A 26,072-nucleotide genomic window follows, 5' to 3' on the forward strand; every position below is an offset into this window, starting at 1 on the left:
GTAACATTTATTTCAAACGGAGTTGACAAGTGGATAAGTTTTATATATACTGCCGAAGTGTTTCTGCCAATAAACAGGCAGGTTTTAAAACTAAACATTAAGTAATTAAGGCGACTGGATTACAAAATCTGTGGTAAGCAGATGTCGCGCTAAGGAAAAAAATTATTATGGCCGATAAATTTGAGCGATCAAAGCCTCATTTGAATGTCGGTACCATCGGTCACGTTGACCATGGTAAGACTACCTTAACTGCTGCTTTGCTTGCAGTATCAAACGCCGCAGGTGCGAAAGCATCACAAAAGTCAGTGGACCAAATTGATAATGCGCCAGAAGAAAAAGCCCGGGGTATTACAATTGCCACCGCTCATGTTGAATATGAAACCGACAAGCGCCACTACGCGCACGTTGACTGCCCGGGGCATGCTGACTACGTTAAAAACATGATTACCGGTGCCGCCCAGATGGATGGCGCGATTTTAGTTGTCGCCGCCACTGACGGGCCGATGCCGCAAACTCGCGAACATATCTTGCTGGCAAAGCAAGTAGGTGTGCCTAAGATTGTGGTGTTCTTAAACAAAATTGATCAAGTCCAAGATGCTGAATTAGTTGACTTGGTGGAAGAAGAGATTCGTGACCTCTTGAAAAAATACGAATTTGACGGTGACTGCCCAATCATTCGCGGGTCAGCTTTGAAAGCTGTGGAGGATCCAAAAGGTGATGCCGCAAAGCCAATCCAAGAATTATTGAAAGCGGTTGACGAATATATTCCAGAACCAACCCGTGATGTTGACCAACCTTTCCTAATGCCGATTGAAGACATTTTCTCAATTGAAGGCCGCGGAACAGTCGCTACCGGAAGAATCGAGCGGGGTGTTGTTAAAGTCAACGAAGAAGTGGAGATTGTTGGTAAAAAAGAAGAAACTTCAAAGACTACGGTGACCGGCATTGAGATGTTTAATAAGGAATTGGATCAAGGCCAAGCTGGCGACAACGCTGGAATTTTACTTCGCGGAACTAAAAAGGATGAAATTGAGCGCGGCCAAGTTTTGGCTAAACCAGGCACCATTACCCCGCACACTGAATTTGATTCAGAAGTGTATGTGCTAACCAAAGAGGAGGGTGGACGCCACAAACCTTTTTTCAAGGGTTACAAGCCACAGTTTTATATTGGTACCGCTGATGTGACTGGCGAAGTGGAACTGTCCGAAGGAACAGAAATGGTGATGCCCGGCGATACTGTTAGCTTGAAGATTAAACTGATTGTGCCGGTAGCCTTGGAAGAGAAGCAACGTTTTGCCATCCGTGAAGGTGGCCGAACTGTCGCTTCTGGGGTTGTAACTAAAATTATCAAGTAAAACAATTGTGTTGTGTCTGGCCCTTACGGGCCAGACACTTTTAAAAGACATGGCAAAAGAAAAAAAGAAAATTGAAAACGAGGAAGGGTCGGCGCAGAGAATTAGAATCAAGATTAAAGCCTACGACCATAAGATTATTGATCAATCGACTAAGAATATCATTGACACAGTCGAACGATCGGGTGCTAAAACAATTGGTCCAGTGCCGTTGCCAACAGAAATAAAAAAGTACACGGTGATGAAGTCAACCTTTGTTCATAAAGACGCCCGCGAACAGTACGAAATGAGGGTTCATAAAAGATTATTGGACATTGTCGAGCCAACACCAAAAACCATTGATTCTTTATCAAGTTTAAATCTTCCAGCCGGAGTCGATGTTGAAGTTAAAATGTAAGCCGAATGGCTACCATTTCGCCCAAAGGCGAACCGGCCTTTGGTTGAAGCCTTTAATTAATAATCAGTCATAAAGTTATTTTGGCACAATAGAGAAAGCTACCCTTTGGCAGCATCTAGCTTCGGTAAAACCTCTATATAAACTAAAGTAACCACTTGGAGTAACACCGACCAACATACATCACGATCATAAAATAATTAACATTAAAAAAATTATTTGAGGTCTGGTGTGAGGCAATACCAGATTTTTTTAAACCGTATGAAATTCATTCTTGGAAAAAAAGTTGAGATGACACAAAAATATGACGAACATGGTCAGGTCGTTCCGGTGACCAAGATTTTTGCTGGTCCAAATATTATTACCCAGGTAAAGAATTCCAACAAGGATAAGTATCAAGCGGTGCAAGTGGGTTTTGGCGCTCGGCGTAAAATGCCCAAACCACAAGTTGGCCACACTAAAAAATTAGGCAATTTTTTATATTTTCGCGAATTTAATTTGAAAAATGACGCTGATGCCGAAAAGACCAAGGCGGTAAAAGTTGGGGATACCATCACTGTGAATACGTTTGCTAAAGGTGATGTAGTGCAAGTAACTGGCGTATCCAAAGGTAAGGGTTTTCAGGGCGTAGTCAAGCGTTGGGGTTTTCATGGTTCTCCGGCAAGCCACGGACATAAAGATCAGTTACGCATGCCCGGCTCCATTGGGGCAAGTTCTGATCCGTCGAGGGTTTTTAAAGGCAAAAAAATGCCTGGCCGCATGGGCGCGGCTCAAGTAACGGTTAAAAATTTGGAAATTATTGATATTGACCCGGAACACGATTATTTATTTATCAAAGGTGCGGTTCCTGGGGCACGTAACGGTTTAGTCCTGATTTCCGGCAACGGCACTCTATCGATTGGGATTAAAGAAGATCAAAGTCAAGAAATGCCAGCAGAATCAAAAAAGGATGAATCCCAAGTTACCACTAGACCAGAAGAGTCCGCCAACTCTAGCGCCAAAGAATCAACCCCGGAAGATAAAAAGGAAAATACGGACGTTAAAGTTGAGGCTAAGCCAGAAGAGAAAAAAAATGATACTGAGGAAGATAAAAAATAATTATGAGCCAAGTTAAAATTTACAATCAAACGGGTGAAGAGTTAAAGGCGTTAGATTTGAACGATAAAATTTTTGGCCACCCGTTAAAAATTGAATTAATTTGGGAAGCTGTGGTGGCGCAGCTAGCTAACGCCCGGCCGGTTTTGGCTCATACCAAGGGCCGGTCAGAAGTTAGAGGCGGGGGTAAAAAACCATGGCGGCAAAAGGGCACAGGGCGCGCTCGGCACGGATCAATTCGCTCACCTATTTGGATTGGTGGTGGCGTGACTTTTGGGCCAACCAAAGATAGAAATTTTTCCAAAGCCATTAACAAAAAAGTTAAACGCCAGGCCCTGCTCACGGCTCTTTCGGATAAAGCCAAGAACGGAAATATTGTTGTGGTGGACAGTTTGCAGTTGGAAAGCATCAAAACTAAAACTGCTAATGAAATTTTGCATAATTTAAAATTGCGCACTAAAAAAACTAAAGCCAAAAAGGTTGACAGCAAATCAAAGGCCACGGCGAAATCCACGGAGGATTCAAAACAACCAAAAGACCCGAGCGTGCTAGTAGTTTTGGATAGCGTGGACACTAATGTTATTCGATCAATGAAAAATTTACCGCGCTTAACCACAATTCAAGCTAATAGTTTAAATGTTTATGACGTGGTTAAGCACCAAAAATTGTTAGTTACGGAAAAAGCCTTGGCGGTAATTACTAAAGTTTACGGCGATACAGCGGTTGGGGAAAATAAGCCTAAAGTTAAAGCCTAAAATATGGGTTTGTTTGATAAGTTTAAAAAGAAAAAGGATAGCGATAAGCCGGAAGCCAAGACGGAAGCTTTAGCTATTAGCGGTAAGCCTAAAGCAGGGGTTAAAGATGAGGCTAACAAAGTTGAGCCAGCCAAAAAGTCTAAACCGAAAGCAGCCGAAAGTAAAAAGACAGAAGTTAAACAAGCAGCTAAGAAAACAGAGGCCAAGCCCGCGAAAGTTAAAAAATCAGGCAACCAAAAAGATTTTGAATATTTGCCTGGCAGTAAGATTATTATTCGTCCGGTCGTATCAGAAAAATCTGCCCATTTGGCTGATCAAAACAAATATGTCTTTGCTGTTAGTCCTAAAACCAACAAAGTCGAAATTAAAAAAGCGGTTTTAAGCATCTATGGCGTAGAGCCGTTATCAGTAAATATTGTCGCGCTTAAGGGCAAGAAAAAAGGTTTTGGGCGTATTCAAGGCAGCCGCAAAGATTGGAAAAAGGCGGTTGTGACTTTAAAAAAGGGTGATACTATTGAGGTTTACGAAGGCGTGTAAATAACATTTGACTAGTCGCATTTAACCAATAACAATCAGAAACAATAAACCAATGACAAACAATATGTATCAAAAAGAAGATTTGAAAGTTGTTAGTTGTGAATTGTTAACGGTGAATTGCTAATTTATGGCATTAAAAAGATACAAACCAACTACCCCGGCTCGGCGCCACTCATCCGTAGTGAGTAGCGAAGATTTAACTGTGAAAAAGCCGTTAAAAAGTTTGATTAGCAATAAGAAAAAGTTTGCCGGCCGCAATAACACTGGTAAAATCACTGTGCGTCATAGAGGCGGCGGGGCCAAGCAATTTTATCGCCAGATTGATTTTACTCGTGATAAATTAGATATACCTGCCACCGTTAAAACGATTGAATATGATCCCAACCGGAACGCGCGCATAGCTTTAATTTCATATGTTGACGGCACCAAGCGATACATTATCGCTCCGGGGGAATTAAAAGTTGGCCAAAAAATTGTGACTTCCAAAAAGCGCACGGAAATCGCCCCGGGGAATCGCATGCCGTTGGAATTTATTCCTCAAGGGATGCTGGTTTATAATGTTGAGCTAACGCCGGGCCGCGGCGCTAAAATTGTGCGTTCAGCCGGTTCTTGGGCCAAGCTGATGGCGATAGAAGGAAAATATGCTCATTTGCGTTTACCGTCCGGTGAGGTTCGCATGGTCCAGAAAGATTGCATGGCAACGATCGGCCAAGTTTCAAATTCTGACGCCCGCTTAGTTAGAATTGGCAAAGCTGGCCGTAAACGCCATATGGGGATACGCCCGACAGTTAGAGGAAAAGTGATGAATCCAGTTGACCATCCGCACGGCGGAGGTGAAGGCTCTAATCCGATTGGTATGAAAGCGCCCAAAACTCCTTGGGGCAAAAAAGCTTTGGGTGTTAAAACCAGAAAAGCTAACAAGTATTCTGATAAGTTAATCATTAAACGTCGTAAGCGGCGCAAGCGATAATATGTCAAGAAGTTTAAAAAAGGGACCCTACGTTAACCCCAAGATTTTGAAAAAGTTGGAAGGCAAAAAAGCCGGAGATAAAACAGTGATTAAAATTTGGGACCGCGGTTGCAGTATTACCCCAGAGATGATCGGCTTTACTTTTGGCGTGCATAATGGTAAAGAACATATTCCAGTAACGGTGATTGAAAATATGGTGGGGCATAAATTCGGTGAGTTTTCACCCACCCGCAAGTTTAAAGGTCATGGTGGCAAGATGGCTAAAGATCAATCAGCTGCCACCAAATAATACATATGGCAGAAGCTAAAACTACAACTCAAGCGAAGAGGCCGGCTAAAAAGGAAGTTAAGGCAGATTTGCAAATGACTCGGGCTCGTTTGAGTCGCTTACGCATATCACCGCGCAAGGTTAGGTTAGTAGTTGATATGGTTAGGGGACTGCCGGTTGAGCAAGCCTTGGATCAGCTTAATTTCAGTGCCAAAGCCGCAGCGCGTCCGGTGCATAAGCTAATCAAGTCGGCTGTGGCTAACGCTGAGCATAATCAAAATTTGTCAGTCGGGAATTTATTTATTAAAACCATTACGGTTGACGACGGGCCAACGCTAAAACGTTATAAACCGCGCGCCATGGGACGGGCCACCCCAATCCGCAAGCGCACAAGCCACGTTAAGTTAATTTTGTCTGAAATTAAAGCGAGCAAAAAGACTGAGGTGAAACTATATAAATCAAAAGAACCTAAGGTGGATACAATTAAGCAAGATACGGCTCCAAAAAAATCAGCCTTAAATACTGGCCAAACCGCAGTTAAGAGTGGCGGTATTACTAAAGCTGAGTCTAAAAAAGTTGAGGCCACCCGCCATCAAACAACGAATAAGTAATATGGGACAAAAAGTACATCCAAGAAGTTACCGTTTAAGCACCATTTATCATTGGAGCTCAAAGTGGTTTTCCCGTGATCAATACGCTAATTTTTTACAACAGGATTTGAAAATCAAAAAGTTTTTGCGAAATGAATTAAAAGCTGCGGCGATTGCGAATATTGAAATTGATCGTTCCGGCAATGACATTACTGTAATTATCCATTCAGCTAAGCCCGGCGTGATTATCGGCCGCGGCGGAAAAGGCGTTGATGAAGTTAAAACTAAGTTGCAAAAGTTTTTACCCCCTAAAACTTCATTGAATTTAAGCATTAAAGAAGTCAATAATCCTAATTTAAATGCTGAACTGGTTTGCCAAGCGATGATCGCTGACCTAGAAAAGCGTGTCCCGTTTAGGCGGGTTTTAAAACAAACCATTGCCCGAGTTGAAAAAGCCGGCGCTAAGGGAGTAAAAGTTATGGCGGCCGGACGTTTAAACGGCGTTGAAATTGCCAGGACGGAAAAATTAGTTTCTGGCAACTTACCGCTTTCCACATTACGTGCCGATATTGATTTTGCCCGCGGGGCGGCTAAAACCACTTACGGAGCGATTGGGGTTAAGGTTTGGATTTATAAAGGTGAAGTTTTTGGAGATCAGAAAGTGGAGACCGACAGCAAAAGTGACACTAAGGGTGGCAAGCGCAAACCTTTTAAAGCTAAGTAAATATGTTAGCGCCAAAAAAGACCAAACATAGAAAATCATTTAAGGGCCGTAAACGTTTTAGCGGATCAGCCCAAGCCGGAACTACAGTTAGCTTTGGACGTTATGCGATTAAAAGTTTAGATAACGCTTGGATTGACTCAAGGCAAATTGAAGCCGCTCGTAAATCAATGGCCCACTATATTAAGCGGGGCGGTAAAATTTGGATTCGTATTTTCCCCGACCGCGCTATTACTTCAAAAGGTACTCAAGCGAGTATGGGATCTGGTAAGGGCGTGCTTGATCGTTATGTTATTGAAGTTAAGCCCGGCACGGTATTATTTGAAATGGATGGCGTTGACGCGGACAAAGCGCGTGAAGCGATGCGCCTAGCCGGCCATAAATTGCCAGTTAGAACTAAATTTGTATCCCGTTAATATGGATTTTAAGGATTTAAAAGAATATAGTGAAAAAGATTTGCACCAGCTTTTAAACGAGCAACGCGAACGTTTGCAGCAGTTAAGATTCAAGGCTGGCCAAAGCCAAGTTACCAATATTCGCGAATTGAGACAAGTTAAAAAAACGATTGCTAAAATTTTAACTAAATTAAAGATGAATCAAGCCGCCGCAAGCCAGAAAAGCACCCAGGCAGAAACCGAGCGTGAAACTAAGCAAGCTAAAGCATAAATATGAGCGACGAAAAAAAATCAATCAAAAATATACGCAAGTTAACCGGTGTAGTCGTGTCGGATAAGCAAGACAAAACTATTGTGGTTAAGGTTGACCGAACCAAAATTAATCCTAAGTACCATAAGCGATTTAAAATATCAAAAAAATATCATGTCGATGATTCCAAAAATCAATTTCATACTGGTGATGTGGTATCATTTGTGGCGGCTCGGCCAATTAGTAAGACTAAGCGTTGGCGCGTGATTTATTCTAAATAAATATGATTCAAGCAGGAACCAATTTAAAAGTGGCCGATAATTCCGGCGCCAAAAAGATTCGTTGTTTTAAAGTGTTAGGCGGAACAAAACGCCGTTATGCTTATATTGGCGATATAGTTGTGGTTTCAGTTAAGGAAGCGATGCCTCACAGCATGGTGAAAAAAGGCGAAGTCTTGCCGGCCGTGATTGTTCGCACGCGTAAAGAAATTAAGCGTCCGGATGGATCTTATGTCAGATTTGATGATAATGCCGCGGTAATTGTTGATAAAAAAACTAAAGACCCTAAAGGTACGCGGATTTTCGGTCCAGTGGCAAGGGAGTTAAGAGGCCGGGGATTTAATAAAATAATTAGTTTAGCTCCAGAAGTTTTGTAATATGAAGATTAAAAAAGGCGACAAAGTAAAGGTTTTAGCCGGAAAGGACAAAGGTAAAACCGGCAAAGTGTTGCAAGTGCTACCTAAGTATAATAAAGCTTCGGTCGAAGGGGTTAATATTGCGGTTAAACATTTACGTTCGCAAAAACGCGGTGAAGCTGGCCAAAAAATTGAATATCCGGCACCAATTCACATATCTAGCTTAGCTTTGATTTCCCCAGTATCTGGAAAAACGGTTAGAGTTGGTTATAAAAAATTGGAAAACGGAAAAATGGTACGCCGCGATACTAAAACTAACGAAACATTTGAATAATATGAACCCCGTTAGAAATAACGGGGGCAGATAAACACATGACTAATACTAATAAAATTTCTAACCGGGTGAAGGCCCAAGAGAAATTTAAAACTCAAGTTGCCCCGGCTTTAATGAAAGATTTGAATTTGAGCAATGCTATGTCAGTGCCGAAGATTAATAAAATTGTGCTCAATGTCGGTTTAGGCAAGGGTTTGACGGACCCTAAGTATAACGAAGTGGTTGAACAAACCTTGCTTCGGATTACCGGCCAAAAACCAATTTTTACCAAAGCCAAAAAAGCTATTTCCAATTTTAAGATTAAAGAAGGCAATATAGTCGGTGCCAAAGTCACTTTAAGAGGGCCGAGAATGTATGATTTTTTGGATAAATTAATTAATTCAGCCTTGCCTCGGGTACGAGACTTTCGGGGTATTAGTAAAAAATTAGTCGACGAGCATGGCAATCTAAGCTTAGGGTTAAAAGAGCATATTGCTTTTCCTGAGATTCGTTCAGATGAAGTTGAAAAAATTCATGGTATGCAAATCACTATTGATACTTCAGCCCAAACTCATAATCAAGGCGTTTCTTTATTAGAGCATTTTGGCTTTCCATTCACCAAATAATATGGCAATCAAATCACAAATCGCAAAATCTAACAGACAGCAGAAATTCAGCACGCGTAAAGTGCGCCGCTGTTGGCGCTGTGGCCGTAACCGCGGTTATATGCGTGATTTTCAAATGTGCCGAATATGTTTTCGAGAATTAGCCCGGAACGGTCAAATCCCGGGAATTAAAAAATCAAGCTGGTAAATTTATGACAGATCCAATTTCAGATATGTTAACCCGAATTCGCAACGCTCAAGCAGTTGGTAAAACTGAAGTGATTTTACCGTGGTCAAAGATAAAGTTTCATCTGGCCGAAGTGTTGCATCGCAACGGTTACATCAAGAGCGCTGAGGTACTTGAGCCAAGTAGTGATAATCGGTTTAAACAAATTAGAGTAACCTTGAAATATGTTGCGCCCAAAACCGGTGCCATTAAAAAAATAAAGCGAGTTAGCACACCCGGCAGTAGAGTCTATGTTAAGCAAGAAGAATTACCGGTAGTTTTAAATCATTTGGGAATTGCTATTATTTCCACGTCGCAAGGGTTGATGACCAATAAGGAAGCTAGGAATAAGAAATTAGGCGGCGAAGTTTTATGCGAAGTGTATTAATTGTATGAGTAGAGTAGGTAAAGAACCAATTGTCATACCAGCAGGCGTTACCGTAACCGTTAGTGATAAAGAGGTTAAAGTTAAAGGCCCTAAAGGTGAATTAAGTGAGCGCTTGCCAGCTAATATTACCGTGGCCCAAGCTGACGGAGCGTTGACCGTGGCGATAAAAAATGAAGGTGATAAAATGCAACGTTCGCTGTGGGGCACTATCAGGGCGATATTATCTAATTTAATTACTGGTGTCACAGAAGGATTTAGTAAACAATTAGAATTTAGCGGTGTAGGCTATAAAGCCCAAGTTAATGGCAGCACGTTGGTTTTAAATGTGGGGTTCTCACATCCAGTTGAATACCAATTAGCCGACGGTGTTACTGCGACTGTTGAAAAAAATCTTATTACCATAAGTGGAATTGATAAGCAGTTAGTCGGACAAGTGGCGGCTGAAATTAGAAAAATAAGAAAACCAGAGCCGTATAAAGGTAAAGGCATTAAGTACGTTGATGAAACGATTAGACGCAAGGCCGGTAAAGCCGCCGCGGGCAAATCCGAATAATTTGATAAGCCCACTATAATAATCATATGAAAGAAGGAAGCACCAATAAATTATCACGCGCGAAACGTCGGCAAATTAGAGTCCGGACAAAAATTAGCGGCACAAGCTTTCGCCCGCGCTTAAGTGTCAGCCGAAGCGCCCGTCATATCAGCGCCCAGTTGATTGATGATACGGTTGGCAAGACTTTGGTTTTCGCTAACGATAAAGAGGTCAAAGGTGAAGGCACAAAATCAGAAAAAGCCAAAAATGTTGGTCAATTGTTGGCCCAAAAAGCGATCCAGAAAAAAATCAGCCAAGTGGTTTTTGACCGCAGATCATACTTATATCACGGTCGGATAAAAGCATTGGCAGATGGCGCCCGGGAAGGGGGATTAAAGTTTTAAGATATAAATTTATGGCCAAACCACAAGAGTTTAAAAAATCAGAACATGAATTTGATCAATCTATCATTGATTTAGCTAGAGTGACCCGTGTCATGAAAGGTGGCAAACGATTGCGTTTTAGGGTATGTATGGTAATCGGCGACAAGAAAGGAAAAGTTGGTTATGCGGTGGCAAAAGGGACTGATGTGGCCGGAGCTGTGAATAAAGCCGTGACTAAAGCCAAGAAGCATATGATTACTGTGCCGATGATTAATGAAACCATCCCGCATGATGTCGAAGCTAAATATTCTGCCGCGATGGTGTTGATGAAGGCAGCGCCGGCCGGTACCGGAGTGATTGCGGGAGGAGCGATGAGAACGATTTTGGAGCTTGCTGGCGTTGGTAACGTGGTGGCAAAAAATTTAGGACGGACCAATAACAAAGTATCTATTGTTAAGGCGACTTTCAAAGCGATTGAACAACTAGTTCCTGCGAGCAAGCCAAAATCTGGCGGCTCGGTAAACAAAGAATCATCAAGCAAGAAAGCCAAAGAAAAAGCTGCCGCTTAATTTAACTTTATGTTACATCAACTAAAATCATCCAAAGGATCGACAAAAAAGCGCAAGCGTTTAGGTAGGGGCAATGCTTCGGGGCATGGCACCTATTCAAGCCGAGGCCTTAAAGGTCAACGTTCGCGTTCTGGCGCTTCAGGTTTTAAGAGCCGAGGGTTAAAAACATATTTAACCCAAACCCCAAAACTGGGCGGGTTTAAGAGCGGAAAACCTAAAATGAGCGTGATTAGCTTAAGGCAAATCGAAGCCATTGCTAAAGATAATGAGACGATTAATGTCCAGAAGCTCGCGGCCTTAAATTTAATTAAATCAGCTAAGAACAAAGTAAAAATTTTAGGCACCGGGTCGTTGTCTAAACCGGTGACCGTGGTGGCGGACGCGTTTTCTGAAAGCGCCAAAGAGGCTATCAATAAATCTGGAGGCAAAGCAGTGGTGCGAAACCAAAAAAAATAATATGTCGGTTATCGCCAAGCTAAGACAAATTTGGAAAATAACGGAATTGCGCAACAGCATCTTTTTCGTTTTGGGTTTATTGGTGATTTTTAGAATTGCCGCTCATATCCCGGTACCGGGCATAAACAATGAAGCCTTACAACAATTTTTTTCAAGCAATCAACTTTTAGGCTTAGTTAATATTTTTTCCGGCGGCGGCTTGGAAAATTTTTCTATTGTGGCGATGGGGGTGGCACCATACATTACTGCCTCAATTATTTTTCAGTTACTTACCATGATTGTGCCAAAACTTGAGGAAATTTCTAAAGATGGTGAGGCCGGCCGGCAAAAAATTAACCAGTGGACGCGCTATTTGACTATCCCTTTAGCTTTTTTGCAAGGTTATGGCTTGGTGGCACTTTTGCGCCAAAGCCAAGGCGGCATAATTTCTGATTTGAGCATTTGGAAATTAATGGTAACTTTAATCACTGTTACAGCTGGAACAATTTTCTTAATGTGGATTGGTGAAATAATTTCTGAAAAAAATATTGGCAACGGAATTTCAATTATGATTTTTGTCGGCATCGTCGCTTCTTTACCGCAAGCGTTACAGCAGACCCTATTGACTTATACAACATCTGACCCCGGCGTACTTTTAGATATCGTTATTTTTGCTTTGATTGCCTTAGTGACTATTGTCGGTGTGGTAATTATTACGGAAGGCCAACGTAATATCCCAATTTCTTACGCTCGCCAAGTGCGCGGTTCTTCCTCGTATGGCAGCGTCAACACCCATTTACCGCTGCGCGTAAATCAAGCTGGCGTGATCCCGATTATTTTCGCTATTTCTTTTGTGTTGTTTCCGCCGGTAGTGGCACAATTTTTCGCCAATGCCAGAACCGCATGGGTGGCTGATGCCGCTAACTTTGTCGCTGATATTTTTCAAAACCAGTTGTTTTACGGGATTTTATATTTCTTATTGGTTTTCGGGTTTACTTATTTTTACACTGAGGTCATTTTTAAACCAGATCAAATTGCTGAAAATTTACAAAAACAAGGTGCTTTTATTCCCGGCATTAGGCCAGGCAAGCCAACGGAAGAGTATTTGAACTATGTCTCGAACCGGATCGTGCTTTTTGGGGCGTTATTTTTAGGCGCAATTGCCGTGTTGCCTTTGGCCGTCCAACAATTTACCGGTATTGGCTCTTTAACTATTGGCGGCACATCTTTGCTGATTGTGGTTTCTGTGGTAATTGAGATTGTCGATAAGGTGAAGTCGCAACTTACCATGCGTGATTACGAAGCATATTAATTTGATAAAAATTTTTTATGGCATCAAGGTATTTGCCTTGATTTTTTTGTTTAAATTAACTATACTAGTTCAGATATGGGATTTTGGAATGCAATAGATATATTTGGTTTAAGCGCGCCAATGAAGGTTTTTACCGGCAAGATGAGCATTAAGCGCGCGCTTTGGAAGATGTCCTCGCTTGATTACAAGCAGCGAAAAATTGTGTATGACGCGTTAGTTGAAAAGCTTGGTGGCGGAGGAGTGACTCGCTTGGAATTGCTTGACGTGGCGCGGAAATTACACATGGCGCATAAAATATCAGACATAGACCGGCGCGCCCTAGAGCACTTAATTGAAGAAATTAAAGAACGTTCAGCCCCTAGAAAAGGGGAAACTAAAGACGAAACCGAACAAGAGGCATACGAGCGCAAGCTAGAAAGAGAGTTGGAGAATGAATAAATAACCTGTCGCCCCAAACTTGATTTGGGGTCAAGAAATTCAGGATCCACATTAGAAAGAGATTCCGGATCACAAAGCCATGCGGCCTCGCGTGGAGTCCGGAATGACAATTACGTATGAAGCTATTAGTTTTTGGACCACAAGGCTCGGGCAAAGGCACGCAAGCTGAATTAATTGCCCGGCGGCATGATATTCCGTATATTTCAACCGGGGATATTTTTCGTTATCACCTAAAAAATGAAACTGAATTGGGTGAAAAAGTGGAGGCTAATATCAGTAAAGGGTTATTAGTACCCGATGAATTAACTAATGAAATTGTTAAAGACCGGCTACAGCAGCCGGATTGCGCGGTTGGTTTTGTGCTGGATGGATACCCGAGAAATAAAATCCAGCAAGATTTTTTACATTCAATTACTGAAATTGATAAAGCTGTCGTAATTCAAATTTCTGACACTGAGGCAATTACAAGGCTAGAGGGCAGATTAGCCTGCAAGTGTGGGTTGAGTTATCATGTTAAGTACAACCCGCCCAAAACCAAAGGTATTTGTGATAAGTGTGGCAATCAATTATTCGTCCGGGATGACGATAAACCGTTGGCGATTCAAAAACGCTTAGCGATTTATCATGAAGAAACCGAACCGTTGTTAGAAAAATATAGATCAGGCGGTACTTTAATTGAGATTAATGGCAGCCAACCTATTGAAGATGTTTATCAAACGATAGATTCTCAACTTGCGTAATATGGCAGGCTTGATTAAAAGCGCAAGCGATATTGAAACTTTGCGCCAAAGCGGCAAGATTTTAGCTCAAGCTATGACGGCGGCCGTTGAGGCGGTAAGGTCTGGCATTAACACCGAGGAATTAGAAAATATTGTTGTAGCTGTGATTACCAAAGCTGGCGGTAAACCAGCTTTTAAAGGGTATAAAATTCATCCTCAAGACCCACCCTTTCCGTCAGCTTTATGCGTTTCAATCAATGAAGAAATTGTCCACGGCTCATCATTACCGAACCGGGTTTTAAAAGAAGGTGATATTGTTGGACTTGACTTAGGTGTTAACTATAAAGATCGTTTTACTGACATGGCACGCACCGTGGCTGTTGGCAAAGTTGGGCAATCAGCTCGGCAGTTAATTAAAGTTACTCGCGAATCATTAGCTAAAGGTTTGTCTCAAGTCAAATCCGGTAATTTTGTTAGCGATATATCCCAAGCCATTCAAAATCATTTGGAAACTAATGGTTTCGGTGTAGTGCGAGAATTAGTAGGGCACGGGGTAGGTTATGCCGTGCATGAAGAGCCGGTGATACCAAATTATGTTGGTAGCAACCAGCCCAAAATTAAACTTCAAGCGGGCATGGTGTTAGCCATTGAACCGATGTCGACCCTCGGAAATTATGCCGTTAAAACATTGAAAGATGGTTGGACAGTGGTAACTCAAGATGGCAGTTTGTCAGCTCATTTTGAAGATACGGTGGTAGTGACTGATAGCGGTTATGAACTTTTAACCAAATAACTATGTCATTTCGAGCTTGCCGAGAAATTTCAACCAGCGGAAAAATGGCAGCGGAGATCCTTATACTCCGCTATGCATCGCTTTGGATGACTGTAAAAGAGGTATGAATTTATTAGGTGTAGACTATGGTTTAAAAAAAGTTGGTATAGCCAAAGCGACTGATGCCATAGCTTTGCCGTTGCAAATTATAGAAAATGGAAGCGTAGAAAGCGTAGTTGATGCGATTTCGCATTTGTGCGAAACAGAAAGAATTGGCAAGGTTGTTGTCGGCTTACCAATATCAATGTCAGGTGATAAAAAGCGAGCTGTTTCACTGGAATATAAAAAATTTGTGGATGCATTGTCCAAGGCTTTGCCTGTGCCGGTAGAGACAATCGACGAGCGCTTAACCACTCAAGCGGCAAAAAGACTAATGCAATCGGCTGGCCAAAAAGATAAGGGGCAAGATGATGCGGTGGCAGCTATGACTTTGCTGCAAAATTACATTGATCAAACGGGTTAAACATGTCATACAATAATTCTACGGCTATAGTTTTACGCCAAGTTGATTGGCAAGAACATGATCGGCTGGTGACTTTATTTACTTATCATTTAGGGAAGGTAAGTGCAATTTGCCAGGGCGCCAAAAAATCAACCAGTAAGCTAGGATCACATTTACAACCATTTGCCTTGATTGATATTGAGTTAGTTCAAGGAAAGCAGTGGCAAAGAATCATTAACATTGGCCAGACAAAATTTTTTAATAATATGACTAGCGCTTTGCCGCGCCAAATGGTCGGTTATTTTTGGCTGGAGTGCGTAGACAAGTTAACCCATGAACATTCTCCAGAACCTAAGCTTTTTCAATTGCTAGCCGACGCCTTTGAGGCCTTAGACCGATTGCCGTTAGATAAATTAAGATTAATTCGCTCGGCTTTTATTTTTAAATTATTAGATATATCAGGATATGGTTTTAAGTTCAAGCACCCCCAATGGCAAAAAGTTTTGCGCCAAAATATATCCGAAATTGAGGTGAACAATTGGACTGATCGGGCAATTAATGAGTTGGGCCAGCAAAGTTTGAAAATTTTACAAGATAAGCTAGACCAACCGCTTAAAACCTTGATCACGGTTCGGGACTTAACCCCGCTTAGAAACTAATGTGAAAGTCATCCAAGTTGCGTTTCTGGTAATTAAAAATAAATTATCAAGTTATCGCGGAAAAGCGCTTTACTTATAATGGGGTTGACCTAATATGACAGGGGCGCTATACTGTAGCAGATATAAGAAAATCAATGGCTAAAGCACCTATTTTAAAACACATTCTTGGCTTAGACCATTTTTCCCGTGAAGATATTGAGTATATAATCAATGGCGCAGAGAAATTTATTCCAGCCGCCAAAAAGAAAACAATTCCCAGAGGCGTTACATTCAAAAGCGAAGTAACGCTTCTTTTTGATGAACCCAGCACGCGCACCTGCGGTTCGTATGGGCGAGCGGCGAGAAACTTAGGGGTTACGCCGGTGGTTTGGCAAAATGACAAAGTTATGTCTTCGGGCGGAAAAGGTGAAAGTTTGGCTGACACTGCTAGAATATTAGTTGGACAGCAAGGCGCAGACATTTTAGTGTTGCGGACAGCAGTAGAGGGCGCACCAGCGTGGTTGGCCCATTATGTTCTGCCGGAGAGGGGTTTTAAGGCGGCTGTGCATAATGCTGGCGATGGCGCCCACCATCACCCAACGCAAGTACTTTTAGATTTATTGACTATCAAGCAAAAATTTGGTCGGCTGGATAATTTGATAATTGGCGCGGTCGGCGATATTAAAAATTCGCGCGTAGTTCATACGCTGCTTGATGCCCTGTCAAGATTTGATGGCATTAAGGTGCGTTTGGTGGCGCATTCCAATTTACAATTGCCAGGAGTAGGGGACTCATTTAAAGATTTACAGCAAAGTGAAAATCCTGAGATTTTGAAAGATTGCGATATCGTATATGCAATTCGGTTGCAAAAAGAAAGATTTGATGATATGGCAGAATACAATCGTTACAAATCCATGTATCAAGTGAATCAACAATTTTTGTCAAAATTAAAATCAGATGTGGTTGTTATGGACGCTATGCCGATTGTTGATCAAATTTCACCTAACGTTCGCCATGATCCGCGCATCATCGCTCATACTCAAGCTTGGCACGGCATTCCGGTGCGCATGTGGCTGTTAGCCGAAAGTTATAGGCATCGCGACAAGGTTGTCGGTTTCCCCGAGGTTGAAAAACTGGAAGCAGAGTTGCTTGAGGAAGTAAGCATTAGCGACCATCGTAAAGAATTAATTAAGAAAAAAGGACAAGTGGTCAAGCCGATTGACGACGGGATGGTAATTGACCATCTACAGTCAGGTACAGCATCTATTTTGCATCAGGCTTTTTCCGGCTTAGGTTTAGTTGATTCTGGCAAAGGCATGGTGGTGCATGCGACCGGCTTAAAGTCAGAGCATAAAGCCATGGGTGGGAATAAGGATTTGTACCTGGTGCAAAACCAGCATATCCCGGAAGGTATTTGGGGCTTGATTGCAGTTTTGAGCCCAACGGCTACTATCAATGTTATGCGAGACGGCAGATTCAAAAAATATCGCCCGATGTTGCCGTCAATGATTTATAATATTGATGCGTTGTGTTGCCCCAATGACCGGTGTGTCACGAATGTAGAACCGGAAGCCAAGACGCGTTTTTATGTTTACGATCGTGAATCCTCAACTCAATTGGAATGTTTCTTTTGCAACACCGTGCTGCCGGTCCAAGATGCCATCCGCTGATGCGTTATTGCAAAAAAACCAATAATTTGTTATAATTTTAGGTACACTCGCGGCTATTTCAAGAGTGTTTTAATTGTTTATGGAGAGAATTTTAACTGAGAATACCACAGACAAAATAGATCAAACCGTGACCGTGGCTGGCTGGGTAGCTGCCAGGCGCGATATGGGTAAAATTATTTTTTTGGATATCCGGGATCGGACCGGAATTTTGCAGGTCGTTTTTTCTGATGACCACGCCGAGGCGTTGCGGCTGGCTGATACGGTGCGCCCGGAATTTTGCATTAAGGTCATCGGCTTGATAAAAAAGCGGGGAGAGCGCCAAATTAACAAAAATATTCCTACCGGCACGGTGGAAATGGAGGCGCATGAGCTTGAAATTTTAAACCCCTCAAAGACGACGCCATTTGAAATTGAAGGGGGATCGGAAGCTGGTGAAGAAACACGGTTGCGCTATCGCTATTTAGATTTGCGCCGCGCGCGTCCGGCCGCAAATATTACGCTGCGCCATAAGGTAATCAAATTTATTCGCGGTTATTTAGACGAGCAGGATTTTAGAGAAATAGAAACGCCGTATTTAACCAAAGGCACACCGGAGGGCGCGCGAGAATTTATTGTGCCTTCAAGAAATTTTCCAGGCGAATTTTATGTTTTACCGCAATCGCCACAACAGTTTAAAGAATTACTGATGGTAGCCGGGGTTGAGCGCTATTTTCAAATTGTGCGCTGTTTTCGCGACGAAGATCAAAGGGGCGATAGGCAGGCTGAATTCACGCAACTAGATTTAGAAATGAGTTTTGTTGAACAAGAAGACGTGATGGATCTAATTGAAAAATTAGTCATTGCATTGGTGGAAAAAATTACACCGGATAAAAAGATCAGCAAAAAACCATTTCCTCGCCTGACCTATGGTGAGGCGATGGCGAAGCACAAAAGCGACCGGCCGGATATGCGTAAAAACAAAGATGATGAAAATGAACTGGCCTTTTGCTGGGTAACTGATTTCCCGATGTTTGAAATTGACGATGATAAAAATCTTAACGCCAAACATCATCCTTTTACTAAGCCTCAAGAAAGAGACATTAATGTTATTCAAAAAGACCCGTTAGTAGCAAAGGCCCACGCCTATGATTTAGTTTTAAACGGACAAGAAGTTGCCGGTGGCAGTATTCGTATTCACGATGCTAAATTTCAAAAACAGATTTTACAACTACTTGGTTTAACGGACGAGGAAATAACCTCACAGTTTGGCCATCTTATTGAAGCGTTGGAGTATGGCGCACCGCCCCTGGGCGGCATTGCTTTTGGATTGGACCGGTTAATAATGGTATTAGCCAACGAACCAAATATTCGTGAAGTCATTCCGTTTCCTAAAACAAGTGATAACCGTGATTTAACCATGGGCGCCCCGAGCACATTGTCAGATTGGCGTTTAAAGGAAGTTCACGTTAGAATTGATAAAGAAGAGTAATATGCAGCTTTCTGCATTGCAAAAATATATTTTAAAGCAATGCGCGGGCAAGACCAAAGTCACACGAGATGTTTTTTTACAGTTTTATAAAGGTCAAAAATCAACCAAGTCAAAAGTCAACGATATTACGCGCAGTTTAGAGCGCTTAATTGATAAAAAATTAATGGTTGGTTTCGGACGCCGAACACCCCAAAAATGGTTTATTGAATCAGTACGACTAACCTCAGCCGGTAAAAAAGCAGCTAAATCATTATTTGGGCAACAACAAAAATTACCTTTTAAAAAATTAAGGAAAAAATAATATGGAAGACAAGATATCTACCAAACCAAAATCAACGGCCGTGCTTGATACTTTTTTGCATTTTGTGTCATTTTTCACGCTCGGTTTGTTAACTTTTGCGGTCGGAGCGATCACTTTTCAGCTAATTAATAAGTATTTGCCAAGCCTTGAATTTGATAGATACTACCAAATTCGCGTTAATCGAGATCTTGTTCGCTTTAATATGGCTTCAATTTTACTGGCCTCGCCAATTTACCTAGTGGTAACTGGTTACATTCACAAGTTGTACAAGCAACAAAAGTTAAATTCTAAAAGCGCGTTACGCCGCTGGTTAATTTATATCGTGTTGTTTTTGGCCACAGTTAATATCATTATCAATACGATCAGGTTAGTTAGTGAATTTTTAGGCGGGAATTACGCGGCCAATTTTGTGGCAAAGACTTTAGTTATGATAGTTATTGGCGTGGCGATTTTCGCCTACTATGTTTGGGAGTTACGGCGTGATAGTTATGACCGCCGGGATATGAAAGCCCAAGTTTCATTAGCCGCTTATAGTGTGCTGGCCGTGGTGTTATTTGTGGCCGGCTTTACTATTATTGGTTCGCCCCAAACTGCGCGGTTGCTTAAATTTGACGATGCGCGCGTCAATGATCTTTCGCAAATTCGTTTTGAAGTTGAATCATATTTTTTCACAACCGACTCACTGCCATCATCGCTTGATGATTTGCCAGGCGAATACCGTGATCCAGAAACTGGCCAAGCTTACACATTTAAATTAGTCGATGAAAATAAGTATGAATTATGCTCGACTTTTAGTTTAGCGTCTGAAGGTCCAGAATATCGATATGCACCAGGTTACGCAGAGCCGTGGCAAAATCACGGAGCTGGAGAGGAATGTTATCAGCTGGAAGTGACAGTTGATCCAGACGCGCCGCAATATCCACGGACTAAACCCTTGCCAACTTTAGTTGAGTAATTTATTAGTAACTCAAAGATATGGCCTCAAATACAAAATTAGTTAAATACTTAGACGCCAAGGCAGTCAAATACGAACCGATTGTGCATAAAACCGTATACACGGCTTATGACACCGCTAAAACATTGAAAAAAGAACTGTCGCAAATTGCCAAGTCGCTATTAGTCTCAGCTGATAAAGCGTACGTGATTGTGGTGTTGCCAGCGAGCATGCGGCTAGATATGGCCAAATTAAAAAAGGCGATTGGCGCAAAAAAGATTAGTATCCCAAAAGAGAGCGTAGTGGTAAAAATTTTGAAGTTAAAAAAAGCGCCGGTTGACGCTTTTGGGGGAATGCGGAAATTGCAAGTGGTAGTTGATAAAAGCTTAGCCAAAAGCAAGGAAGCAATTTTTAACGCCGGTACGTTTACCGATTCGGTCGCGATGAAAGTTAAGGATTTTATTGGAGCAGAAGAGGCGACGGTGGCAAGTTTTGCCGCCAGCGCCGGGTACAAGAAAGCAAAAGCATCAGTCAAGAAAATGACTGCAAAAAAGGCAACGAGTAAAACTAAAACAAAAAGAAAGCCCGCCCGTTTCAAGCAACGCCGAGGTGCGGTTCCTTTAAAAAGAAAAAAGCGCTAAAGCGAAACCTACCCAAACGCGAGTGCGCGGGTAGGTCAGGGAGGTCACGTCAGAATTTGGCGAGCCTGCTTTTTGTGCGGCTCTCTATCAGAGCCGCAGTGCACGCAGCTGAAATATGTGAATTCCCACCGCGTGCAGGTCAGTGGATTTCTCCACTGGTACCAATCGGAGTGCCTTAGTCCGCATAACGGACAAAAAGGCACTTCACTCACTTCGATCAATTCAGCCTCCTCCGTAACGCGCACCATACCCATGCCCGAGAGTTTTTGCTCCCAGGCAGAAGGGCCCTCTTCCCTCAAGTTGTCTACTTCTTTTTCTTTTGCCACGGTTACCCTCCTTGCCGAAGAGCGTACTGTGTATTATTAAAAATATACTCAAACTGTCAAGGGAATAAATTTTTTGAAAAATGCACCAAGTCAAAATTGAACAATTTAGCGGTCCGTTGGACCTATTATTACAGTTAATTGAAGAACAAAAGCTGGAAATTACGCAGGTTAGCTTGGCTGAAGTCACCGAACAATACATTAAGACAATTTACGAAGCGGTTGACCGTCAGCACATAAAGCCGGGCGAATTGGCTGATTTTTTAGCCGTGGCTTCAAAATTATTACTGATAAAATCTAAAGCTTTACTGCCTTATTTGAAGTGGGAAGATGAAGAAGCTGAAGATTTAGAGCGGCAGTTGAAAATTTATCAGGAGTATCTAGAGGCTTCAAAAGCTATAGAAAAAATAATTAGGCGCAAAAAATTTGGCTATGGCCGGGAGAGATTGTTAGTGACTGAAGAAATTGGTTTTAATCCGCCGCCCTCCCTAAGTAAAAGCAAATTGCACCAAGTCATGCTTGCAGTTTTAAACAACGTAGAGCGGTCAATTTTACCGGATATTCCAAAAGAAACGATTAAGCGCACAATTTCTATTCAACAAAAAATTGCTGACATTAGAAATAGAATATTATCTAGCGCCTCGCTGGATTTTTCTAAAATATTGAATGAGGCCAAAGATAAAACTGAAATTATAGTGTCGTTTTTAGCTGTATTAGAGCTAATTAAACAGCGCACGGTGACAGTTGAACAGGATGGCTTGTTTACTAATATCACTATTAATAAATTGTAATGTCCACTGTTTCTAAAATTGAAAGCTTGCTTTTCATAAGCCACCAGCCGCTATCGGTTAAAAAATTAGCTAGCTTAATCGGGGCGCAGTCAGCTGAAATTAAAGAGGCAATTGAGCAATTGACGCAAAAGTACAACCAAAAAGATAGTGGTGTGATTTTGCAAAAGATTGGCCATTCGGTGCATTTAGTGACTGCCGGCGACAACGCCAAGTTAGTTAAAGATTACATTAAAGATGAAACCACAGGCGAACTGACGCGGCCGTCACTTGAAGCCTTGACTATCATTGCCTACCGCGGGCCGATTACCAAGTATGAGTTGGAGCAAATTCGCGGCGTGAATTGCAGTTTAATTTTACGTAATTTACTGATGCGCGGGCTAATTGAAGCCAATGAAGACAAAAAAAAGATGACTACTTATTATCAAATTACTCATGAATTTTTAAAGTTCTTGGGGTTGGCCGAATCACGCGAGTTGCCGAATTTTGAACAATTACACAGTCACGAAGTAATGCAAAAACTGATAGATCAAAATACTCAAAGCTCTGAATAACAATGTTGCTTAATTTTTTTGCCAATTTACTTTTGGTGAGTTTTTTATTATCGCCACATTTCGGTTTGGTAACAACAGGAAATTTTTTAGATGACGGAGTTATTGGACCGCAAAAAAAGGTTAGCCAAAGTTTGGGCCTTGTGACCTCAGCGACGTCGGCATTAGTGATTGATAGAAAGACTAAAAAAGTATTGTGGTCAAAAAATCCTGACACAGTCGGTCCGGTCGCCAGCCTGACTAAACTGATGACGGCGTTAGTATTTTTAGATAACAATCCGGGTTGGGATGAAACAGTATTAATCAATTCCCAAGATCAACTAAATGGCGGAAGAGTTTACATCGTGCCGGGGGATACCATTTCCATTAAAGATTTATTCAATCTAACTTTAATTGCCTCGTCCAACGAGGCAGCCGCGGCCTTGGCTCGTTCAACTGGTCTGAGTAGTGAAGAATTTGTTAGCCAAATGAACGAACGAGCGCAATTGTTAGGCCTTGAAGACACTAAGTTTGTAGAACCGTCAGGACTTGATCCCAATAATGTTTCCACCGCCGCGGACATCGCAAAGTTGTTAAATCACGCTTTTAGTGTAGATGAAATCATTGAAACCAATCAGCGTGAAGAATATATTTTTACTCCAGTTGGCAGTAAAATTTCTCGTGCCGCCCAAGCGACCAACTTACTGCTAAATAGTTTTGTGAACGAAGGGGAGTATAAAATCTCTGGCGCGAAAACCGGGTTTATTGATGAGTCAGGTTATAATTTGGCGATGTCGGTTAGCAAAGTTGATTCTTCCGGCGAAATTATTTTAGTCTTGCTTGGAAGTGAAACCATTGAGTCTCGCTGGCAAGATGCTAAGGGGTTGGTTGATTGGACCTTTCATGAATATAAGTGGTCCGACGATTGAAATAATAGCCTCCCCCTTTATAAGGGGGAGTGAGAGGGGGTAGTAAAATGACTAAAATCTACAATACAGCAAGACTTAGATTTATCAGGAAAAAGTTAAGGAATGAAATGCCTTACCCTGAGTTAAAGTTGTGGTTACGTATTAAAAATAAGCAATTAAAAGGCTATAAGTTCAGACGACAGTATAGCATAGGTAATTACGTAGTGGATTTTTATTGCCAAGAACTCAAGCTAGCAGTTGAGGTTGACGGAGATTCTCACTACAACGAGGCTTCAATTGAGTATGACAAAGCTAGAGAAAAATATTTGCAAAAGTTTGGAATAAGAATAATTCGTTTTAGCAATGAGGAAGTTAAGGATAATATTGATGGAGTTTTAGAAAGGATCATGAGTACTATTAATACCTCCCCGCACCCCTCCTTATAAAGGAGGGGATTAAAGTTTGTATGATTGAAGTTGAGAAAAATTTTGAGCTGAATTTGGGAGAGAAAGAGAAATTGATCAAAAAAGCGGTGCCGACAAAGAAGATTAGCTTTGTCGATTCTTATTACGATACAGTAGATTATGATTTAACGAAGAAAGATTTATGGCTGCGTACTCGTGACGGGAAGTTCCAACTTAAGGCACCTCTGAATAAGCAAAGCATTCATGAAAGAAGCACCGATCAATACAAAGAAATAGAAAATGAGGCCGAGATAGCGCGGGAGCTCGGGTTAGCCTTAAGAACAAATTTAGCTGACACTTTGAAAGAAAAGGATATTTTGCCATTTGCGACAATCAAAACTGAACGTGATAGTTATCGCAGCGGGAAGTTTAATTTAGATTTTGATGAGATGGATTTCGGTTTCAGCACATTTGAGGTGGAAATTTTAGTTGATAATGAAGCGGACATAGCGGCGGCTGAAAATGATATTTTAACATTCGCCAAGGAGTACGGTATTGTATCAAAACTTGGGCATGGGAAACTGTTAGAATATTTGATTCGCTTTAACCCAAAACATTCCAAAGCTTTAGTTGATAGTTGTGTAGTTTAAGAAAAAAATAGCGCCAAAAAGTGATAGACTTGAACTATAATTTGACATTACCAGCACCCCGGGGTTTGGGGCGGCGCATGTTTGAGCGTACCAGCTATGAGGGTATATAAAAAATCTCCCCCTTTATAAGGGGGAGTGAGAGGGGGTGTAGCAGTATCTTGTAAATCACCCCACCTCAATCCTCCCCTCTAAAGAGGGGAGGACGAGCAAGCGGTCGGGTTCGCCGACCCCCAAAACTTTTGATTACTTTTGATTACAAAAATAACAGATAACTGTCATATTGAAAAAAGAGGCATTTTTTAGTATACTAGTGAGACTTATATGGTTGACGCATTAATTGAAACACTAGCGAATTTGCCGCCGCAACTTGCGGTGTTTATTATTTCCATGGTGCCAATCGCTGAATTGAGAGTTTCAATTCCGGTGGCTTTGGGGGTGTATAAATTACCGATTTGGGAAGCGGTTTTGTTTTCCGTGCTCGGTGATATTTTAATTGCCTTGTTAATTATTCGCTATATTGGTCCGCTGTCACAGTGGCTGCGCCAAAAATCAAAGTTTTTTAAAAAGCTGTTTGATTGGTGGTTTAGCCGGGCGATTAAGCGAATGGATAATAAATTGGATGTTTGGGGACCGCTTGCCTTAATGCTGTTTGTCGGAGTGCCGCTGCCGGTAACAGGCGCTTGGACCGGCGCGACAGCATCGTGGCTGTTTAAAATTCCACGAAAAATTGCCGCCGTATTTATCAGTGCTGGTGTGCTAATGGCGGCTTTTATTGTGACATTAATTAGTTTGGGCGTTTTTTCATTTTTTTGATATGCCCCGTAGAGAAATTTCGAAAGTATCGCGGAGCGTCAATATAACCACTTAATTTTAACAGGATGAATAAATTTAACATTATTATTAGTCTGCGTTGGGCTTAAAGCCCGTTCGAAATTCTTCTACGGGGTATGGAACGTAAAAAAATAATCATTGGTAATTGGAAAATGAAATTAAATCTTGGTGAAAGCGTAAGGCTAGCTAAGGGGTTGGTTAAGGCATTTAAAAAATATAACCGGGCGGCTGAAGTGGTGGCCTGCCCAAGTTTTGTCAGTTTGGTTGATGTGGCAGAAATTTTAGTCAAAAGTAAAATTCAGTTAGGCGCCCAAGACGTTTTTTGGGAAGCCGTCGGCGCTTTTACGGGCGAAGTTTCGCCTCAAACCTTGCAAGAAGTAAATTGCCGCTATGTTGTTTTAGGGCATTCTGAGCGGCGAACATATTTGGGGGAAACCGACCAGATGGTGCATCAAAAAGTTAAAGCAGTTTTGGATCATAAAATGAGCCCAGTAGTATGTGTCGGTGAAACCTTAGAACAACGACAAGAAAAACAACAAGATTATGTTGTCATTGGCCAAGTGACTAAAGCCTTAGAAGGCATAGCAGTCAAACCGAATGATAAGATTACAGTCGCTTATGAGCCGGTTTGGGTGATTGGATCTGGCCGCCCGGTCGCCCCAAGCGAGGCGCTACACATGCACCAATTAATCCGCCAAACTTTGATTGATATTTTTCCGCTAGATGTAGTGCAACAAAATTTTAGAATTATTTACGGCGGGAGCATTGACGCTGAAAACGTGTCAGATTATAGCAGCTTAGAGCTAGTCGATGGATTTTTAGTTGGCGGCG

General features: G+C 41.8%; 40 protein-coding genes. 39 read left to right on the forward strand and 1 reads right to left on the reverse strand.

What is annotated here, in order from left to right; all coding sequences use genetic code 11:
- The first annotated feature begins 164 nt into the window (after positions 1-164).
- The 32 genes from tuf to COT81_01470 all read left to right on the forward strand — a co-directional run bounded on the left by tuf (position 165) and on the right by COT81_01470 (position 20,807).
- Positions 165-1,355 (forward strand): elongation factor Tu, encoded by a 1,191-nt coding sequence (gene tuf / locus COT81_01315; protein ID PIS05401.1) that lies wholly within the window; start codon positions 165-167, stop codon positions 1,353-1,355.
- A 49-nt stretch (positions 1,356-1,404) separates the two neighbouring features.
- Entirely contained in the window at positions 1,405-1,749 is a 345-nt protein-coding gene (locus tag COT81_01320; protein PIS05402.1) for a 30S ribosomal protein S10, read from the forward strand.
- 258 nt (positions 1,750-2,007) lie between these two features.
- Positions 2,008-2,844, forward strand: coding sequence for a 50S ribosomal protein L3 (locus COT81_01325; protein PIS05403.1), 837 nt, complete (start codon positions 2,008-2,010; stop codon positions 2,842-2,844).
- Positions 2,845-2,846: 2 nt separating this feature from the next.
- The gene (locus tag COT81_01330; GenBank protein PIS05404.1) at positions 2,847-3,596 is read left to right on the forward strand and encodes a 50S ribosomal protein L4; all 750 of its coding nucleotides are present in this window, start codon (positions 2,847-2,849) and stop codon (positions 3,594-3,596) included.
- Positions 3,597-3,599: 3 nt separating this feature from the next.
- Positions 3,600-4,133: a 50S ribosomal protein L23 gene (locus tag COT81_01335; protein PIS05405.1), complete on the forward strand. Its 534-nt coding sequence runs from the start codon at positions 3,600-3,602 to the stop codon at positions 4,131-4,133.
- 127 nt (positions 4,134-4,260) lie between these two features.
- Complete coding sequence (locus COT81_01340) at positions 4,261-5,103, forward strand: 50S ribosomal protein L2 (GenBank protein PIS05406.1); 843 nt, start codon at positions 4,261-4,263, stop codon at positions 5,101-5,103.
- A gap of 1 nt (position 5,104) precedes the next feature.
- Positions 5,105-5,392 carry a 30S ribosomal protein S19 gene (locus tag COT81_01345; protein ID PIS05407.1) on the forward strand — a complete coding sequence of 96 codons (288 nt, stop codon included), beginning with the start codon at positions 5,105-5,107 and terminating at the stop codon, positions 5,390-5,392.
- Between the two features lie 74 nt (positions 5,393-5,466).
- Positions 5,467-5,982, forward strand: a complete 516-nt coding sequence (locus COT81_01350) for a 50S ribosomal protein L22 (GenBank protein ID PIS05442.1) — start codon at positions 5,467-5,469, stop codon at positions 5,980-5,982.
- A gap of 1 nt (position 5,983) precedes the next feature.
- Complete coding sequence (locus tag COT81_01355; GenBank protein PIS05408.1) at positions 5,984-6,685, forward strand: 30S ribosomal protein S3; 702 nt, start codon at positions 5,984-5,986, stop codon at positions 6,683-6,685.
- Positions 6,686-6,687: 2 nt separating this feature from the next.
- The gene (locus COT81_01360; GenBank protein ID PIS05409.1) at positions 6,688-7,098 is read left to right on the forward strand and encodes a 50S ribosomal protein L16; all 411 of its coding nucleotides are present in this window, start codon (positions 6,688-6,690) and stop codon (positions 7,096-7,098) included.
- Position 7,099: 1 nt separating this feature from the next.
- The gene (gene rpmC / locus COT81_01365; protein ID PIS05410.1) at positions 7,100-7,348 is read left to right on the forward strand and encodes a 50S ribosomal protein L29; all 249 of its coding nucleotides are present in this window, start codon (positions 7,100-7,102) and stop codon (positions 7,346-7,348) included.
- Positions 7,349-7,350: 2 nt separating this feature from the next.
- Positions 7,351-7,608, forward strand: coding sequence for a 30S ribosomal protein S17 (gene rpsQ / locus COT81_01370; GenBank protein ID PIS05411.1), 258 nt, complete (start codon positions 7,351-7,353; stop codon positions 7,606-7,608).
- 2 nt (positions 7,609-7,610) lie between these two features.
- A complete protein-coding gene (locus tag COT81_01375; GenBank protein ID PIS05412.1) occupies positions 7,611-7,982 on the forward strand; it encodes a 50S ribosomal protein L14 in 372 nt (123 codons plus the stop codon).
- Position 7,983: 1 nt separating this feature from the next.
- A complete protein-coding gene (locus COT81_01380; GenBank protein PIS05413.1) occupies positions 7,984-8,295 on the forward strand; it encodes a 50S ribosomal protein L24 in 312 nt (103 codons plus the stop codon).
- Positions 8,296-8,333: 38 nt separating this feature from the next.
- Entirely contained in the window at positions 8,334-8,900 is a 567-nt protein-coding gene (locus COT81_01385; protein ID PIS05414.1) for a 50S ribosomal protein L5, read from the forward strand.
- A 1-nt stretch (position 8,901) separates the two neighbouring features.
- Complete coding sequence (locus COT81_01390) at positions 8,902-9,087, forward strand: type Z 30S ribosomal protein S14 (GenBank protein ID PIS05415.1); 186 nt, start codon at positions 8,902-8,904, stop codon at positions 9,085-9,087.
- 4 nt (positions 9,088-9,091) lie between these two features.
- Complete coding sequence (locus tag COT81_01395; protein ID PIS05416.1) at positions 9,092-9,493, forward strand: 30S ribosomal protein S8; 402 nt, start codon at positions 9,092-9,094, stop codon at positions 9,491-9,493.
- Between the two features lie 4 nt (positions 9,494-9,497).
- The gene (locus COT81_01400) at positions 9,498-10,046 is read left to right on the forward strand and encodes a 50S ribosomal protein L6 (GenBank protein PIS05417.1); all 549 of its coding nucleotides are present in this window, start codon (positions 9,498-9,500) and stop codon (positions 10,044-10,046) included.
- A 26-nt stretch (positions 10,047-10,072) separates the two neighbouring features.
- A complete protein-coding gene (locus COT81_01405) occupies positions 10,073-10,429 on the forward strand; it encodes a 50S ribosomal protein L18 (GenBank protein ID PIS05418.1) in 357 nt (118 codons plus the stop codon).
- Positions 10,430-10,440: 11 nt separating this feature from the next.
- Positions 10,441-10,977 (forward strand): 30S ribosomal protein S5, encoded by a 537-nt coding sequence (gene rpsE, locus COT81_01410; protein ID PIS05419.1) that lies wholly within the window; start codon positions 10,441-10,443, stop codon positions 10,975-10,977.
- Positions 10,978-10,986: 9 nt separating this feature from the next.
- The gene (locus COT81_01415; protein ID PIS05420.1) at positions 10,987-11,433 is read left to right on the forward strand and encodes a 50S ribosomal protein L15; all 447 of its coding nucleotides are present in this window, start codon (positions 10,987-10,989) and stop codon (positions 11,431-11,433) included.
- 1 nt (position 11,434) lies between these two features.
- Positions 11,435-12,724, forward strand: a complete 1,290-nt coding sequence (locus tag COT81_01420) for a preprotein translocase subunit SecY (GenBank protein PIS05421.1) — start codon at positions 11,435-11,437, stop codon at positions 12,722-12,724.
- 75 nt (positions 12,725-12,799) lie between these two features.
- Positions 12,800-13,162: a hypothetical protein gene (locus COT81_01425; protein PIS05422.1), complete on the forward strand. Its 363-nt coding sequence runs from the start codon at positions 12,800-12,802 to the stop codon at positions 13,160-13,162.
- Between the two features lie 116 nt (positions 13,163-13,278).
- Entirely contained in the window at positions 13,279-13,902 is a 624-nt protein-coding gene (locus tag COT81_01430; GenBank protein ID PIS05423.1) for an adenylate kinase, read from the forward strand.
- Between the two features lies 1 nt (position 13,903).
- Positions 13,904-14,674, forward strand: coding sequence for a type I methionyl aminopeptidase (map, locus tag COT81_01435; GenBank protein ID PIS05424.1), 771 nt, complete (start codon positions 13,904-13,906; stop codon positions 14,672-14,674).
- A gap of 103 nt (positions 14,675-14,777) precedes the next feature.
- Positions 14,778-15,176, forward strand: a complete 399-nt coding sequence (locus COT81_01440; protein PIS05425.1) for a Holliday junction resolvase RuvX — start codon at positions 14,778-14,780, stop codon at positions 15,174-15,176.
- 2 nt (positions 15,177-15,178) lie between these two features.
- Positions 15,179-15,814: a DNA repair protein RecO gene (recO, locus tag COT81_01445; GenBank protein PIS05426.1), complete on the forward strand. Its 636-nt coding sequence runs from the start codon at positions 15,179-15,181 to the stop codon at positions 15,812-15,814.
- A 134-nt stretch (positions 15,815-15,948) separates the two neighbouring features.
- Positions 15,949-17,463, forward strand: a complete 1,515-nt coding sequence (locus COT81_01450) for a hypothetical protein (GenBank protein PIS05427.1) — start codon at positions 15,949-15,951, stop codon at positions 17,461-17,463.
- A gap of 79 nt (positions 17,464-17,542) precedes the next feature.
- Positions 17,543-18,931 (forward strand): aspartate--tRNA ligase, encoded by a 1,389-nt coding sequence (aspS, locus tag COT81_01455; protein ID PIS05428.1) that lies wholly within the window; start codon positions 17,543-17,545, stop codon positions 18,929-18,931.
- 1 nt (position 18,932) lies between these two features.
- Entirely contained in the window at positions 18,933-19,232 is a 300-nt protein-coding gene (locus COT81_01460; GenBank protein ID PIS05429.1) for a hypothetical protein, read from the forward strand.
- A gap of 1 nt (position 19,233) precedes the next feature.
- On the forward strand, positions 19,234-20,187 hold the full coding sequence (locus tag COT81_01465; GenBank protein ID PIS05430.1) for a hypothetical protein: 954 nt from the start codon (positions 19,234-19,236) through the stop codon (positions 20,185-20,187).
- Between the two features lie 20 nt (positions 20,188-20,207).
- Positions 20,208-20,807: a hypothetical protein gene (locus COT81_01470; GenBank protein PIS05431.1), complete on the forward strand. Its 600-nt coding sequence runs from the start codon at positions 20,208-20,210 to the stop codon at positions 20,805-20,807.
- A gap of 44 nt (positions 20,808-20,851) precedes the next feature.
- On the opposite strand, the gene COT81_01475 is transcribed toward COT81_01470, so the two are convergent.
- Positions 20,852-21,133: a hypothetical protein gene (locus COT81_01475; GenBank protein PIS05432.1), complete on the reverse strand. Its 282-nt coding sequence runs from the start codon at positions 21,131-21,133 to the stop codon at positions 20,852-20,854.
- Positions 21,134-21,213: 80 nt separating this feature from the next.
- Between COT81_01475 and COT81_01480 the strand changes: the two genes are divergently transcribed.
- From COT81_01480 to COT81_01510, 7 genes are all read left to right on the forward strand, one after another.
- A complete protein-coding gene (locus tag COT81_01480; GenBank protein ID PIS05433.1) occupies positions 21,214-21,921 on the forward strand; it encodes a hypothetical protein in 708 nt (235 codons plus the stop codon).
- The gene (scpB, locus tag COT81_01485; protein PIS05434.1) at positions 21,921-22,472 is read left to right on the forward strand and encodes an SMC-Scp complex subunit ScpB; all 552 of its coding nucleotides are present in this window, start codon (positions 21,921-21,923) and stop codon (positions 22,470-22,472) included. Before COT81_01480 ends, scpB begins: the two co-directional genes overlap by 1 nt.
- 2 nt (positions 22,473-22,474) lie before the next feature.
- A complete protein-coding gene (locus COT81_01490) occupies positions 22,475-23,377 on the forward strand; it encodes a hypothetical protein (GenBank protein ID PIS05435.1) in 903 nt (300 codons plus the stop codon).
- 47 nt (positions 23,378-23,424) lie between these two features.
- Complete coding sequence (locus tag COT81_01495; protein PIS05436.1) at positions 23,425-23,802, forward strand: hypothetical protein; 378 nt, start codon at positions 23,425-23,427, stop codon at positions 23,800-23,802.
- A gap of 20 nt (positions 23,803-23,822) precedes the next feature.
- Positions 23,823-24,410, forward strand: coding sequence for a hypothetical protein (locus tag COT81_01500; GenBank protein PIS05437.1), 588 nt, complete (start codon positions 23,823-23,825; stop codon positions 24,408-24,410).
- Between the two features lie 321 nt (positions 24,411-24,731).
- Positions 24,732-25,223, forward strand: a complete 492-nt coding sequence (locus COT81_01505; protein ID PIS05438.1) for a ligand-binding protein SH3 — start codon at positions 24,732-24,734, stop codon at positions 25,221-25,223.
- Between the two features lie 134 nt (positions 25,224-25,357).
- On the forward strand, positions 25,358-26,072 hold a 715-nt coding region (locus COT81_01510; protein PIS05439.1), incomplete at its 3' end, for a triose-phosphate isomerase.

This window comes from Candidatus Buchananbacteria bacterium CG10_big_fil_rev_8_21_14_0_10_42_9 (assembly GCA_002773845.1).
Taxonomy (GTDB): Bacteria; Patescibacteriota; Patescibacteriia; order Buchananbacterales; family 21-14-0-10-42-9; genus 21-14-0-10-42-9.